This window comes from Janthinobacterium sp. UMAB-56 (assembly GCF_900095265.1).
Taxonomy (GTDB): Bacteria; Pseudomonadota; Gammaproteobacteria; order Burkholderiales; family Burkholderiaceae_D; genus Janthinobacterium.
In genome coordinates, this window is record NZ_LT607662.1 from 26,141 (window position 1) to 39,836 (window position 13,696).

Below are 13,696 nucleotides of genomic sequence, written 5' to 3' on the forward strand. Positions count from 1 at the left end.
GCCATGCGGAAATCCGGGCCGATGGGCATGGCGATCATGTCCTTGGCCACTTGCTCGCCCAGGCGCACGCCCGCATCGCAGCGCGCAGCCACGATATCGGTCATGCCGTTGTCGACGACGACTTCGATGTTGATGTCGGGGTAATGCGGCAGCAATCTGGCGATGGCCGGCTGCAGTACCGTCAGCGCCGCATGCTCGCCCGCGCTGATGCGGATGTTGCCGGCCGGCTTGTCGCGCCGCTCGCTGAGCAGTGCCAGTTCCGCCTCGATCTCGTCGAAGCGGGGTGCCACCGTGCGCAGCAGCTGTTCGCCAGCTTCCGTGGGCGAGACGCTGCGCGTGGTGCGCACCAGCAGGCGCAAATCGAGCCGTTCTTCCAGCGTGCGCACGGTCTGGCTCAGTGCCGACTGCGACACGCCCAGCTTGGCCGCCGCCCGGGTAAAACTGCCTGCGCGGGCCACGGCCACGAAGGCGAGAATGTCGTTGAAGTTGGTCTGCGCCATGACGGACTGCCTTTCTCATTCATTAGTAATGCTAATAAGTTCATGCGGACTTTAGCATCTATTCATGATAATGCGAAAGTCTTACAGTGGAGGCATGAACAATTTTCCCATCAACGCGTCCACCGCGCCGCCGCACAAGGCGGCCATCCTCGCCATCATCCTCGTCAGTTATGTGATGATCGTGCTCGACACGTCCATCGTCCTGACGGGTTTGCCGAAAATCCACCAAGAACTGGGTTTTACGGATACCAGCCTGGCCTGGGTGCAAAGTGCGTATACCCTGACGTTTGGCGGCTTGCTGCTGCTGGCCGCGCGCGCCGGCGATGCGTATGGCCGGCGCCGGCTTCTGCAGCTGGGCCTGGCGCTATTCATCCTGGCATCGCTGGCCATCGGCCTGGCGCAGTCGCCGGCCATGCTGATTGCCGCGCGCGCCATCCAGGGCGTGGGCGCGGCCATCCTGGCGCCATCCACCCTGGCGTTGCTGCAAACCACATTTAAGGAGGGGCACGAACGCACGCGGGCCATCGCCCTGTACAGCGCCGTGGCCGGCATTGCCGCCAGCGTGGGCCTGGTGCTGGGCGGCGTGCTGGCCGAATGGCTGTCGTGGAGGGTGGGTTTCTTCATCAACCTGCCCATCGGCGCCGCCATGCTGGTGGCGGCGCGCCGTTATATCGCGGAAAGCACCCGCAGCCGGGGCCAGTTCGACGTGGCCGGCGCGGCCAGCTCGACCCTTGGTATGTCGGCCGTCGTGTATGGCTTGATCCGCTCGGCTGGCGCCGGCTGGGGCGATGCCCTGACGCAAGGTACTTTGGCAGCGGGCGTGCTGCTGCTGGCCGCTTTCATTGCCATCGAACGTCGCGCCGCGCAACCCATCCTGCCGCTGCGCCTCTTTGCCGATACGCAACGCAATGCGGCGTACGGGGCCAGGGTGCTGTTCATGGGCGCCATGATCGGCTGTTTCTTTTTCACCACGCAATTCTTGCAAGTGGTGCTCGGCTTTCCGCCATCCTTGACGGGCCTGGCTTTCCTGCCCATGACCCTGGTGAACTTCGGCGTGGCCCTGTGCGTGCCGCGCCTGACGCGCCGCTTCGGCAATGCGCGCCTGCTGGCCATGGGACTGGGCTTGACCCTGCTGGGCATGGCATGGCTGAGCCGCGTCGACGCGGGCACGGCGTATTGGCTGGGCGTGGCCTTGCCCATGGTGCTGATCGGCGCGGGGCAGGGCATGGCGCTGAGTCCGCTAACGGCGGCCGGCGTGGCCAGCGTGCCTGCACAGGATGCGGGCGCCGCCTCGGGCGTCGTCAACGTGGCGCACCAGTTCGGCAGTTCGCTGGGGCTGGCGGCGCTGGTGGCCGTGGCCGGCGTGGGCGCGGGCCAGCTGGCGGGCGTGCTGCTGCTGGCGCACCGCGTGACGCTTGCCCTGGGCAGCGCTGCCGCCATGCTGGCGCTGGCCTTGCTGCTGGTGCTGACTTGTCAGGCGCGCCCGCCGAGGCTGCCGCCTCCATCCACCGCCAAGACCTGACCTGTCACGTAACTGGCTTGCTCCGATAGCAGGAAGCCGACGGCGGCGGCAATGTCATCTGGCTGTCCCAGTCGTCGCATCGGTATCGTTGCAAGAACCTGGCGTTCCATCTCACTGCCGACGGGGCGGGTCTTGCGGAACAGTTCCGTTTCCACGGGGCCTGGTGCGATCGCATTGACCGTCACGCCGTGCTCGGCCAACTCCAGCGCCCAGGTTCTCGTGCAGCCGACCAAGGCGCTTTTGGCGGCGGAATAGGCGGTGCGGTTCACGTTGCCGTAGATCGCACGGCTGCAAATATTCACGATCCGGCCATACCGGCGGAGCTTCATCGCATCCACGAACTGCTGTGTTACCTGAATGGCGGCGCGCACGTTCAGATCGAAGACGTTCTGCAACGTGGCAAAGTCGATTTGACCCAGCGGCTGGGGCGAGGCAATGCCTGCATTGTTCACGATGCCATCGATGTGAAATTGTTTTTCAATCACCTTGAGAACTTGCGCCGTCTGCGCCAGATCGCCAAGATCGCAGGCAAGCAGCGTGCCTGGAAAGTCCACGCCCTCGATGTGCCGCGCGATGCCCACGACCCGGTTGCCTTGCTGATGAAGCAAGGTGCTGATGGCATAACCGATACCGCGTGTTGCGCCAGTGACGAGGAAAGTACGAGATGTCATGGGAGAAGATTTCCTTTAGCCTGAAAATGCACACCTGCGAAGGCTACACTTTTTTGAAAATTCACGCCGCCGCCCCGGCTGACCACTCGCGCAGCAATTGCCCGAACGCTTCGGCCGCCGCCGTCGTGCTGGCAGCGCGCCAGAGCAGCTGGAACTGGGCGGCGGGCAGGGCGGGCAAGCCATGGTGGCCATCGATGACCACCATGTCCGCTTCCAGGTCGCCTTGCGGCAGGGCCGTGATCGCCAGCCCGGCCAGCACGGCGGCGCGCAAGCCCTGCTGGCTGGGCGAGGTGAACGCCACGCGCCAGTCGAGGCCGGCGCCGTCGAGGGCATCGACGCCCACTTGCCGGTGCATGCACGGCGCCGGTGAAAACGCCAGCGGCAGCGGCGCCTGGCCGTCATGGCGAAAATCCTGCGCCGCCGCCCAGACGAAGCGCGTGCGGCGCAGCACGGCCGGCTCATCTTGCCCGCCGGCCAGCGCCATGACGACGGCCAGGTCCAGCGCATCGGCGGCGACCAGTTTCTGCAAGTCAAGATAGGTGCCCACCGTCACATCCAGGCGCACGGCGGGAAACAGGTGCGCAAACTGCGCCAGCAGGGCCGGCAGGCGCGCGCCCATGAAATTTTCCGGCACGCCGAAGCGCACGGCGCCGGCAATCGATGAACGCTGGAAGCGCCGCGATAGCGCATCCTGGGCCGCCAGGATTTGCCGCGCGTGGCGCAGGAAATCCTCGCCATCTTCCGTCAGACGCAGGCTGCGCGTCGTGCGTACCAGCAGCGCGGCGCCCGCCTGCTCTTCCAGGCGGCGGATCTGGTGGCTGATGGCGGACTGGCTCAGGTGCAGCCGTTCGGCGGCGCGCGTAAAGCCGCCTGTGTCCTGAACGGCGACGAAGGCGCGCAGCAGGGCGGTATCGAAGTCCATCGTGTTTGCATCCTGTGATTCATGATGAAAATGAATGAATTGTACAGAATTTTATCATTTCCCTCATGAGTCGAGGCTTTCTAGAATGGTGGCTCCAGCGCGCCGGCACCACGCGCTCCTCCATGACTACCGACATCAAGGCTTCGATGCACCTTACTAATTCGCAACAAAATGCACTGACCCTGGCCGCCGTGTGCCTGGCCTCGCTCATGTTTGGCCTGGAAATTTCCAGCGTGCCCGTCATTCTGCCCACCCTGGAAACCGTGCTGCACGGCGACTTCAAGGATTTGCAATGGATCATGAACGCCTACACCCTGGCTTGCACCACCGTGCTGATGGCAACGGGCACCCTGGCCGACCGCTATGGCCGCAAGCGCTTGCTGCTCGCCAGCCTGGCGCTGTTCGGCCTCAGTTCCCTCGCATGCGGCTGGGCCGGCAGCACGGGCGTGCTGATCGCCGCGCGCGCACTGCAGGGCATGGCCGGCGGCGCCATGCTGATTTGCCAGGTGGCCGTGCTGTCGCAGCAGTTCCCGGCCGGTGCCGCGCGAGGCCGGGCGTTTGGCGCCTGGGGCATCGTGTTTGGCCTGGGCCTGGGCTTCGGCCCCATCATAGGCGCGGCCATCGTCGCGCTGTCAAACTGGCAATGGGTATTTCTCGTGCACGGGCCGCTGGCGCTGGCGGCCCTGCTGCTGGTGGCGCTGGGCGTGAGCGAGTCGCGCGATCCGCAGCGGCGCAAGCTGGACGTGGCGGGCATCGCCTCCTTGTCTCTGGCCGTGTTCAGCCTGGCGTGGTGCCTGACGCAGGGGCCGGCGCTGGGTTTCAATGAACCGCGCACGCTGGCCAGCCTGGCCGTGGCGCTGCTCAGCTTGATGCTGTTTGTCATGATCGAGCGGCGCCAGGCTGAACCGATGATCGACTTCTCCGTGTTCCGCATCCGCCGTTTCTCGGGTGCGCTGCTGGGTTCGGCGGGCATGAACTGCAGTTTCTGGCCGCTCATGATTTATCTGCCCCTGTACGTGCAACACGGTCTCGGCTACAGCAGCCTGGGCACGGGCCTGACCTTGCTGGCCTACACCTTGCCCACCTTGCTCGTGCCGCCCCTGGCAGAGCGGCTGGCGCTGCGCTACCGGGCCGATGCGGTGATCCCTGCCGGTTTGCTGGCCATCGGCCTGGGTTTTTTGCTGATGCTGTGGGGCAGCAGTGTGGACGCCGCCAGCTGGCTGACGATCTTGCCCGGCTGCCTGCTGGCCGGCACGGGGCTGGGGCTGACGAATACGCCTGTCACCAACACGACGACGGGCGCAGTACCCGGTGAACGGGCCGGCATGGCTTCCAGCATCGACATCAGCGCGCGCATGGTCAGCCTGTCCATCAATATTGCGCTGATGGGCTTTATCCTCGTCGAAGCCATTCAGTCCGCCTTGCGGCCGCACATGCCCGGAGGACTGGACGCGGCCACCTTGCGCGCCATGGCGGAGGATTTGTCTGCAGGCAAGGGCGTCGGCACGCTGCCGGCCGGAGTGGCCAAGCTTGCGCTGGCACAAGGTTTTGGCGCCGTGATGCTGTACGGCGGCGTGGCCGCCTGCCTGTTTGCCGTGGCCAGCTGGCTCGTATTTGGCGCCGGACGGGCGCGGCAGACAGCCGGGCAGCCGGTACGCTGAAATCCAAGGGCAGGGGAGGCTATAATCTGGGCAAGTTGGCAAGTCTTGCTCAACGTTATTACGAGGCTGTCCATGCATAAACTGATTTCCGAACTCACCCGTCTGTATCTGTTGGATGAACAGCAACTCTATCTGGAGGCGGGTGGCGGCGCGCAGCCTTTGACGCCGGCCGTGCTGGCGCGCCATCTGTCGGGCGAGCACACGGTGCCCGTGCAACTGCTGCAGGATCGCGGCCATGGCGGCCTGACGCGCGCGCTGGTGCTGGAGTTTGGCGGCAAGGGCGGCGGCGAAGCGCACTGGAGCGCGCTGTGCGCGATCGCCAATGCCGTGCAGCACGAGCTGGACTTGCCGGCGCCCGCCGTCAGCATCTCGGGCACGGCCTTCCAGTTATGGCTGTCCCTGGCCACGCCCGTGCCTGCCGGCCAGGCGCGCCAGTTCGTGCAGCTGCTGCGCACCACCTTTTTACCCGCCTCGACCGACATCCTCGCCGCAGCGCCGCCAGATTACGTTGAGCAGGTGGCGCTGCCGCCATGTTTGCAGCCGTCGGGCAAGTGGGCCGCCTTCATCCACCCCAGCATGGGCGCCGCCTTCGTCGACGAGCCGGGCCTGGACATGCCTCCACCGCCAGCGGCCCAGTTGGGCTTCCTGGAAAGCTTGCGCAGCATCAACCCGGCCCAGTTCGCGCAGGCACTGGCCAAGCTGCAGGGACATGCGGGGCTGGTGGAGCCTGCGCCCGCGCCTGTGCCCGTGGCCGCACCGCCTGTCGCCTCTCCCGCCACCGCGCCCGGCTTGCTGCTGCAAGACGCCAACCTGGAAGACATCGTGCGCTGGCTGCATGCGCGCAATATCGAACCGACGTTCCGGCACAGGCTGCCATAGGCGCAGGCATCCCGGTGTGTCGGTTGCCTTGATATATTTCATGTATTTGAGCTGTTGCATGAGTTTTATTCAATTCACGCCAGGCTCGTTGCAGATAGCAGGCGAACCGTAGCGGCCCTTCGCGTTGGCGTGACAATGCGTGACTTTTTGCGCTTGGCAATTCGTTATGCTCATGAGCCGTCGACGGCCAAGCAGCTCAACTGACTAAATCAATTTTGAATACATCTGAAATGACAAAAATCATTGTTCGACGAAGGAAGGCAATTTGGCAAGATAGAGGTCGCAAATACACCGTTCTCCTGGACGGGCGAGAAATTGCCAGAGTGGCCAATGGCTCGGAGGTTGAGTTCGATGTCGATCCCGGAAAGCATACTGTGCAGATGCAAATCGATTGGTGTCATTCGGAAAAATTTGCGCTTGACGTTCGTCTTGCCGAGCCTGTGATACTTGAATGCGGCCCGAACGCGTCACCATTTTCCGCGATCTTTTACATCACCCTACGGAAGAACAACTATATTTGGTTGCGCGGCTGGCGTGACGTCAACGTCTGAGTAACTTGGGCAGGATACGGCCAGGAGCAGCCCTTAGCGAACACATACTTGAAAGATATCATCGGCGCTTACTTTGAATTGGTTCCCTGGAAACGCATGAGCTCTCTCAAGAGGACTTAACAGAAATTATAATTGACTTTTCGGCGGAGGAATGAGAGTGCCTTCCTGTCACATTGACCATATCACCGTCACCGCACCATCGCTTGAAGTTGGTGCGGAGTTTGTGCGCCAGGCGCTCGGGGTTGAGCCTCAGGCTGGAGGAGAACATCCGCGCATGGGAACGCATAATCTTCTTCTGCGGCTGGGCGATTCTTTATTCCTGGAAGTAATCGCCCCTAACCCCAAGGCTCCTGCGCCCCTCAGGCCGCGCTGGTTCGCACTTGATACTTTGCGCACCAATTCGGCACCGACACTCGCCACATGGGTAGTCCGGACGTCCGACATTCAGGCAAGCGTTTCGGCTTCTTCGGAGGCACTTGGAAATATCGAGTCCATGAGCCGTGGCGCTCTTAATTGGCTCATTACTATTCCCTCCGATGGAGCTCTGCCGTTGGATGGCGCCGCGCCGGCACTAATTGAGTGGTCAGCGGAGGGGCACCCTGCGACCAAGCTTCAGGATTATGGCCTGTCTCTCGTCAAGCTCGAACTGTTTCATCCCGAACCAGAACGAATTTCTCGCTTGCTGCAGTCCGTCGGCCTTTATAGCCAATGTTCTGTTTCCCCGTCGAAAGGCGAACGCGCCGCCTACTTGGTCGCACACATCAATACGCCGCATGGGATGCGTCACTTATAAGAGCGGCCGACGGTCAACCACGCTTGCGCTAAAACCGAGCAAGCCAGTTACTGCCTGATTTCGGCCTACATCGGCGTGTCGGCAAGCGGGGCAGTCTCTCCCGGGTGTGAAAATTCGTAGCTTTTCCATACGGGCAGGATGCTATCCTGAACGCCGACGGCCGGATTCGGCCCAGGCTGTGTAAAAACTCAAATATAGCTGCAGGTGGCCGAACTGCGCGTGGTTGCGGCCGTGTCGTGGGTTGGCGAGGCGTTAGGAGGGCTGTTTCTGTTTTCTGGATTCGGTGACCCATCCACCAAGGTAACCGCTCCAAACAGGCGCTGTGGATCCAGTAGAAGAGCATATGCCCTGACCGCCTCCATGAGGCCAGCGGCCCCAAGCAGCGTCATCATTCGCTTGAAGTTATAGGCGAGCACGTGCAGGCTCATTTCCGTCTTCACGCGCTCCAGTCCTTTCGTCAGGAAGTGCGTCGCCCCCATCCAGGACTTGATGGTCCCGAACGGATGCTCGACCGAGCAACGCCGGATTCGCATAGCATCTGCACTTTGATCAAGCCGTACCTGCATGTCGTCGAGCACATCCTGATGCTCCCAAGGTGTCACCCGGCGCTGTTGGCTCGGCGTGCACTTGTCCTTGAGCGGGCAGACCGTCCTGTTTTTGCTGGCTGCACACCATCGAAGCCGAGTTCGCCCAGGTCAAGTTGGTCGACAAATACATCGACCACCCGAACCGGATTGTTCTCTGCAACGTAATCGTCCAGCAGTTCAGGCAGCAACGTACCCTGGCCCCGGCATTCACCCTCGATAAATCGTTTCATCTGGCGCTCGTATTGATGAGATACTGGCATAACGTTTACCCAACGGCATCCGTTTACACAAAACTGCGTTTTTACACAGCCTGGGGCGAAAGCTGACATTGAGAAAGTCATACCGAGCGACTGCTTCTGCTCCGAAGAACTCCACTTTGAGTCCAGTGCACTACCTCGATCCTAGACCGTTCCACAAGTTATGGGGTCCACGGGAGGGTTAACCGACTCAGCCAACCGCACTTGTATCAAATCCAGCAGCGCCCGCACACGCGCGGTCACGGAATGGCGATGGCTGTATGCCCCCAGTAATTTCAGGGGCGCGGGACACAGGTCCAGTGGTACCTCCTGCAATCGGCCCGTAGCAAGATCTTCCTGGCAGGGATAGGCCGCCACAATCGCGAAGCCGATGCCTTGCCGTGCGCCTGCCACTGCCAGTTCTCCGCTGTTGACGCGGTAACGGCTGCGGACCGGCACCTTGACGATTTCTCCCGCAGCGTTCTGAAACTGCCAGGGCTGACCTTTCAGCGCACTGAGGGTGGTGATGCAGGGTAGAGACTTCAGTTCGCGCACATAGTGTGGCATGCCGGTCTTGGCTAGCAAGGTGGGGGCGGCAACCACGATGCTGGGCAGGGTGGCGAGTTCGCGGGTGATGAAAGTACTGTCCTCCTGATGGCCCCGGTGGAAGACGATTGAAAGATCGACGTCCTCTCGAAGTACCTCCAGCCCGGTCATCCGAGTATCGCATTCAAGCTCGATGCCTGGATGGAGGCTACAGAATTCGGCCAGGATAGGAGCTAGCAGCCTTGGCGCTTCGCCTGGCATGCACATCCTTAGGGGGCCACGCAGCTCACGCTGTACTGCGCCAAGCTCTTCCTCGGTGGAGAGCAAGGCGTCGAGCAAGGGTTTTGCGCGTTCGTAGAGTAGCCTGCCAGCTTCCGTCATGCGCAGGTGGCGGGTGCTGCGTTCCAGCAGGCGGACGCCCAGCATGCGTTCCAGCGAGGCGACGTGGCGGCTAACGTTAGAAGATGGCAGGGTCAGCAGGCGTGCCGCGCCGGCAAAGCTTTGTTCATCGACGACCGCCACGTAGACACGGACTGTATTCAGGTCGAGGGCATTGCGCATTATTATCCCGATTAAGGTATGAAAGCTATCCATTTTTACATACTAGTACTCCACAGTGGCGGAATTTAATATGCCATCTCGTCCGATGAATCGCCGTCGGCGGCACGTCGGGACGGATTGAATAGGAGAGCTTTAGCATGGAAATCGGAATACTTGGCGGCGGCATTGCAGGGTTGAGCGTGGCGCTTGCCTTGAGTAATCAAGGGTACAGTCCCCGGGTATATGAGCGCCGGGCAGGGCCGGCAACCATGGGGGCTGGCGTGACGCTCTGGCCCAATGCCAGCTTTGTGCTGGAAGAACTGGGACTGCTGCAAGACATTGAGGCCATTGGCGGTAGACCGCTGACAATGCGTCGCCAGGATGCTGCGGGAAATGCACTGGGGGGCCTCGATATTGGTTTGCTGGACCGGACGATGGGATACCCAACCTACACGGTGCTGCGCAGGCACTTGCAGGAGGTGTTGCTGGATCATGCGGCACGGGCAGGGATTCCGGTGGAGTTCGGGCGCCGGGCGGTGGCTATTGAGCTTGATACTAATGGCAGAGCCGTGGCCCATTTCGAAAATGGCGCGAGCATCCGCCCGGATCTGCTCATTGGGGCCGACGGTCGCATGGAATCGGTGGCGCGCAAGTTTGTCGCGGGTGACAACACACCAATCTATCAAGGCTTTGTGAACTGGATTGGCGTGGCGCAGGGGCCGCATGCGCTGGTGAACGATGTTTCGATTCAAGACTTCTGGGGGGCGGGCAAGCGCTTCGGTTGCGTGCCGGTCCGGCCGGATCTGGTCTACTGGGCGGCGGCGCAGGCACGGCCATTGCCGATGGCGGCGCCTGCAGCGGATATGCGTAAGGAAATTGAGGACCTGTTCGCGGAATGGCCTGAGCCTGTCACACGTCTCATCCAGGCGACACCGGCGGATGCCATCCGACTGATCGCCGTGCACGACCTGGAGCCGTTGCACACGTGGAGCCGGGCAAATGTGCTGCTCGTGGGAGATGCGGCGCACGCGCCGTTGCCGACGTCGGGGCAAGGAGCCTGCCAGGCGCTTGAGGATGCGTGGCATTTGGCCCGGTGCTTGGATGGTGCAAGTGGAGGCTTGGAAGACATCTTCCAGGCTTTTGCGAGAATTCGTGCTCCCAAAACCGTAAGGCTGGCGGAACAGGGCCGGGTCTTCGCACGTGGGTTGTTCGCCACAGATCCCGAAACCTGTCGCATCCGCAACGAGAGGGCCAAGGCGTCCGATCCTGTGCGTGACGTGCAGGTCTTGGCAGCCGGATGGAGCCAGGGTCTACCGATGCTTGGTGGGGCAGACAGCACGTCAGTGGAGGTAGGCGGCTTTGACAGCCTGTACCGCATTGAATGATGTGTACTGGATTCCACGCGGATAGAAAGTCATGTCCCCAGTGACGAAAGCCGAGCGGCAGGCTGAGCTTGACAGGCGCTGGATCCGATTTTTCAGGTTTTATGCAAACGCCTCTTCCCACGCATCCGGTCAGCTTGCATGTGGGCATCAGCCGGTAAGCGTTACCTAGCAGACCGTGGCCATCGAAACTCGAACGGCAGCTATGGGGCGAAAGCAGACAATGCAATGCGCTCGCAGCGTCGAGTCACCTTCCTATCTCTCTATGCCGTGCTGCTTGTGGCTTAGGTGTCCATGGGGGCGATTCATGTCTGCGGCATCCTGAAATCAGCTAGCCATTTCCCTGGCCAGGATGGCTAGCAATTGCGCCGCGCCCATTTCGCGCGCCAGCGGGGCGCCCTGGCCGGCCCACTGCGCGGCAAATTCGCTGTCGCCGTGCCGGCTTGCTAGTGCATTCAATTGTTTGGCGGCATCGTAGGCGACGGGGTAGTCGGCGGGTGGCGGGCTGCCTGGTGCTTCGCCATGTTCGATCAGGCGGTTCACCATGCCGCGCGCCAGGCGGCCCGAGAGGACGCTGGTCAGGCGGGTGGCTGCCGCCCGCTCGCTCTTGAGGTTGGCGCGGTAGCTGGCGCTGGCCGATGATTCCGGGCACAGCACGAATGCCGTGCCCAGCTGGGCGGCCACGGCGCCCAGGTCCAGCGCGGCGCGGATGCCTAGGCCATCCATGACGCCGCCGGCGGCGATCAGGGGCAGGGTAGTGCGGCCCGTCAGCAGGCGCAGCAGCACGCTGGTGCTGTGGCGTTCATCCTGCGCTTGCGGATCGAAGACGCCGCGATGCCCGCCCGCTTCCGCGCCCTGCGCGACGATGGCGTCGACCCCTGCCTGTTCGATCAGGGCCGCCTCGCGCACGCTGGTGGCCGTGGCCAAGGTATAGATGCCGGCCTGGCGCAGGGCGGCAATCTGCTGCTGCGTCGGCAAGCCGAAATGAAAACTGACGACGGCGGGGCGCTGTTCCAGCAGCAGCTCGAATACCGCCTCATCGCCGAGAAACGTCCGGTAGATTTCTTCCAGTTCTGCCGGCACGGCCGCACCCAGCTCCGCAAACAGGGGCGCCAGATGGGCCAGCCAGGCAGCCTCGCGCCCCGCATCCCTTGCCGCAGGGGCATGGCAAAACACATTCACATTGAAGGGGCCGTCCGTCAGGGCGCGCGTGTCTTCTATCATCTGGCGCGCCTGCGCCACGCTGCCGGCGCCGATGGCCAGCGAGCCCAGGCCGCCCGCATTCGAGACGGCGGCGGCCAAGTTGGGCGTAGAAACGCCCGCCATCGGCGCCTGGATGATGGGCAATTGCAGACCGAGGCGGTCGAGGAAGCGCTGGATTGAAGTCATGTTATTTCCTTCACGAAGTTGAGGATGCTGTGTCGTACGCATATTATTATTCGTATTTTGAGAATATAATAGCACAACCATTTCGAATGAAAGAACATGATGGACATGGAGTCATTGACGATTTTTTGTGCCGTGGCCAGTGAACTGAGCGTCACCCAGGCCGCAGCCAGGCTGGGCCGCGCGCCGTCCAGCGTCACCACGCGCATCCAGCAGCTGGAAGCCGATATTGGCGCGCAATTGTTCGTGCGCACGAACAAGCGCATGGCCCTGACGGCGGCAGGCGAGCGCTTTCTCGAGTATGCGCAGCGCCTGCTGGCGCTGGCGGAAGAGGCCAGGCATGTCGTCACGGGCGGGCGCGAGGGAGGCACCTTGCGCGTCGGCAGCATGGAAAGCACGGCGGCCAGCCGCTTGCCGGCCTTGCTGGCCGCGTATCACGCCCGCTATCCGGCGACGCGGCTGGCGTTGAGCACGGGGCCATCGCGCCCCCTGATCGAGCAGGTGCGCACGGGCTTGCTCGACTGCGCTTTTGTTGCCTTGCCGCCAGCGTTCGGCGGCGCTGCCGCACTGGCGGAGCTGGGCCTGGCGTCGACAGCCGTGTGGCGCGAGGAACTGTGTCTGTTGTTGCCGGCCAGCGAAGCGCAGGCGCGTTGCGCCGCAGATGTGCGCACGCGCTCGCTGGCGGCGTTTCCGCAGGGCTGCACCTACCGCGGCATCGCCGAAGATTTGCTGGGCGTGGCCGGCAGCACGCAGTGGAGCGTGCAGGAAATGAGTTCGTATCACACCATGATCGCTTGCGTGGCGGCCGGTGCCTGCGTAACCTTGCTGCCGGCCAGCGTGCTGGCGCTGTCCGATGCGCCTGCTGCCTTGAAAACGCTGTCCGCAGGGCAAGCCGACACCGTGCTCGTATGGCGCGCGGGATTCGACGTGCCCGCCTTTCAACATTTGCTGGCGCAGCTCGGCGAGGCGGCGCTGTGAGCGCGTCTTCCAGGCTGCGCGCGGCCATCGCGGCGGCGGCCATCCTCGCTATCGGCATGGGCTTCGGTCGCTTCGCTTTCACGGCCATCTACCCGCATATGCTCGCGGAAGGCGTACTCAAGTTGAATGACGCCAGCCTGGCGGCCTCGGCCAACTATGCCGGTTATTTGCTGGGCGCCATCCTGGCCATGCGCGCGCGGGCCCACAGCGCACACCGGCTGTGCTTATGGTCGGTGGCCGGCACGGCGCTGTGCCTGGGCGTGCTGGCCTTGACTATGCCGGTCTGGCTCATCGTGGCGGTGCGGGGCGTGGCGGGCGTCTTCAGCGCGCTGGCCATGGTGGCAGCGTCATTGTGGCTGCTGCAACAGCGCCGGCATGCGCGCGGCGCGCCGCTGCTGTACGCGGGCGTGGGCGTCGGTATCGCCGTGTCGGCCGAATTGCTGGTGCTGGCAGCGCAGCTGGGCTGGCACAGCGCCGGCATGTGGTTGCTGCTGGCCGGCATCAGCGTGCTGGCGGGGCTGGCGGCCGCGCCAGCCATTGCC

13 protein-coding genes and 2 pseudogenes are annotated in these 13,696 nt (G+C 63.1%); 8 read left to right on the top strand and 7 right to left on the bottom strand.

What is annotated here, in order from left to right; all coding sequences use genetic code 11:
• Positions 1–500: LysR family transcriptional regulator (locus K0F85_RS19630; RefSeq protein ID WP_219117628.1), on the bottom strand; the 500-nt coding region annotated here is incomplete at its 3' end.
• A 94-nt stretch (positions 501–594) separates the two neighbouring features.
• Between K0F85_RS19630 and K0F85_RS19635 the strand changes: the two genes are divergently transcribed.
• A complete protein-coding gene (locus tag K0F85_RS19635) occupies positions 595–2,022 on the top strand; it encodes an MFS transporter (RefSeq protein ID WP_219117629.1) in 1,428 nt (475 codons plus the stop codon).
• Here K0F85_RS19635 and K0F85_RS19640 read toward each other — a convergent pair.
• The gene (locus tag K0F85_RS19640) at positions 1,974–2,693 is read right to left on the bottom strand and encodes an SDR family oxidoreductase (RefSeq protein ID WP_219117630.1); all 720 of its coding nucleotides are present in this window, start codon (positions 2,691–2,693) and stop codon (positions 1,974–1,976) included. The two genes, K0F85_RS19635 and K0F85_RS19640, sit on opposite strands and share 49 nt — an antisense overlap.
• A 61-nt stretch (positions 2,694–2,754) precedes the next feature.
• On the bottom strand, positions 2,755–3,615 hold the full coding sequence (locus tag K0F85_RS19645; RefSeq protein WP_219117631.1) for a LysR substrate-binding domain-containing protein: 861 nt from the start codon (positions 3,613–3,615) through the stop codon (positions 2,755–2,757).
• A 146-nt stretch (positions 3,616–3,761) separates the two neighbouring features.
• Between K0F85_RS19645 and K0F85_RS19650 the strand changes: the two genes are divergently transcribed.
• From K0F85_RS19650 to K0F85_RS19665, 4 genes are all read left to right on the top strand, one after another.
• Positions 3,762–5,276, top strand: a complete 1,515-nt coding sequence (locus tag K0F85_RS19650; protein ID WP_219117733.1) for an MFS transporter — start codon at positions 3,762–3,764, stop codon at positions 5,274–5,276.
• A 72-nt stretch (positions 5,277–5,348) separates the two neighbouring features.
• A complete protein-coding gene (locus K0F85_RS19655; protein ID WP_219117632.1) occupies positions 5,349–6,155 on the top strand; it encodes a hypothetical protein in 807 nt (268 codons plus the stop codon).
• A gap of 230 nt (positions 6,156–6,385) precedes the next feature.
• Entirely contained in the window at positions 6,386–6,706 is a 321-nt protein-coding gene (locus K0F85_RS19660; protein ID WP_219117633.1) for a hypothetical protein, read from the top strand.
• A 151-nt stretch (positions 6,707–6,857) separates the two neighbouring features.
• Complete coding sequence (locus K0F85_RS19665) at positions 6,858–7,499, top strand: VOC family protein (RefSeq protein WP_219117634.1); 642 nt, start codon at positions 6,858–6,860, stop codon at positions 7,497–7,499.
• 344 nt (positions 7,500–7,843) lie between these two features.
• On the opposite strand, the pseudogene K0F85_RS19670 reads toward K0F85_RS19665, so the two are convergent.
• The 3 genes and pseudogenes from K0F85_RS19670 to K0F85_RS19680 form a co-directional block, all read right to left on the bottom strand.
• Positions 7,844–8,143, bottom strand: a pseudogene (locus K0F85_RS19670) (transposase); the annotation flags it as partial.
• Positions 8,140–8,316, bottom strand: a pseudogene (locus K0F85_RS19675) (IS5/IS1182 family transposase); the annotation flags it as partial. The pseudogenes K0F85_RS19670 and K0F85_RS19675, both read right to left, overlap by 4 nt.
• A 171-nt stretch (positions 8,317–8,487) precedes the next feature.
• Positions 8,488–9,429, bottom strand: a complete 942-nt coding sequence (locus K0F85_RS19680; RefSeq protein ID WP_219117734.1) for a LysR family transcriptional regulator — start codon at positions 9,427–9,429, stop codon at positions 8,488–8,490.
• A gap of 137 nt (positions 9,430–9,566) precedes the next feature.
• On the opposite strand from K0F85_RS19680, the gene K0F85_RS19685 reads away from it, so the two are divergent.
• Positions 9,567–10,793: an FAD-dependent monooxygenase gene (locus K0F85_RS19685; RefSeq protein WP_219117636.1), complete on the top strand. Its 1,227-nt coding sequence runs from the start codon at positions 9,567–9,569 to the stop codon at positions 10,791–10,793.
• 324 nt (positions 10,794–11,117) lie between these two features.
• Here K0F85_RS19685 and K0F85_RS19690 read toward each other — a convergent pair whose 3' ends face one another.
• Entirely contained in the window at positions 11,118–12,179 is a 1,062-nt protein-coding gene (locus K0F85_RS19690) for a nitronate monooxygenase family protein (RefSeq protein ID WP_219117637.1), read from the bottom strand.
• A 99-nt stretch (positions 12,180–12,278) separates the two neighbouring features.
• Here K0F85_RS19690 and K0F85_RS19695 point away from each other — a divergent pair, with 99 nt between their 5' ends.
• Together K0F85_RS19695 and K0F85_RS19700 are read left to right on the top strand one after the other, a co-directional pair.
• On the top strand, positions 12,279–13,154 hold the full coding sequence (locus tag K0F85_RS19695) for a LysR substrate-binding domain-containing protein (protein WP_219117735.1): 876 nt from the start codon (positions 12,279–12,281) through the stop codon (positions 13,152–13,154).
• A partial coding sequence (locus tag K0F85_RS19700) for a YbfB/YjiJ family MFS transporter (RefSeq protein WP_219117638.1) occupies positions 13,151–13,696 on the top strand: 546 nt, incomplete at its 3' end. The genes K0F85_RS19695 and K0F85_RS19700, both read left to right, overlap by 4 nt.

Excerpts from the sequence above, each read along its gene's own strand:
- K0F85_RS19660 (WP_219117633.1), top strand. The coding sequence starts at position 6,386 with ATGACAAAAATCATTGTTCGACGAAGGAAGGCAATTTGGCAAGATAGA.
- K0F85_RS19690 (WP_219117637.1), bottom strand. The coding sequence starts at position 12,179 with ATGACTTCAATCCAGCGCTTCCTCGACCGCCTCGGTCTGCAATTGCCC.
- K0F85_RS19665 (WP_219117634.1), top strand. The coding sequence starts at position 6,858 with ATGAGAGTGCCTTCCTGTCACATTGACCATATCACCGTCACCGCACCA.
- K0F85_RS19695 (WP_219117735.1), top strand. The coding sequence starts at position 12,279 with ATGGACATGGAGTCATTGACGATTTTTTGTGCCGTGGCCAGTGAACTG.
- K0F85_RS19680 (WP_219117734.1), bottom strand. The coding sequence starts at position 9,429 with ATGCGCAATGCCCTCGACCTGAATACAGTCCGTGTCTACGTGGCGGTC.
- K0F85_RS19645 (WP_219117631.1), bottom strand. The coding sequence starts at position 3,615 with ATGGACTTCGATACCGCCCTGCTGCGCGCCTTCGTCGCCGTTCAGGAC.
- K0F85_RS19640 (WP_219117630.1), bottom strand. The coding sequence starts at position 2,693 with ATGACATCTCGTACTTTCCTCGTCACTGGCGCAACACGCGGTATCGGT.
- K0F85_RS19650 (WP_219117733.1), top strand. The coding sequence starts at position 3,762 with ATGCACCTTACTAATTCGCAACAAAATGCACTGACCCTGGCCGCCGTG.
- K0F85_RS19655 (WP_219117632.1), top strand. The coding sequence starts at position 5,349 with ATGCATAAACTGATTTCCGAACTCACCCGTCTGTATCTGTTGGATGAA.
- K0F85_RS19635 (WP_219117629.1), top strand. The coding sequence starts at position 595 with ATGAACAATTTTCCCATCAACGCGTCCACCGCGCCGCCGCACAAGGCG.
- K0F85_RS19685 (WP_219117636.1), top strand. The coding sequence starts at position 9,567 with ATGGAAATCGGAATACTTGGCGGCGGCATTGCAGGGTTGAGCGTGGCG.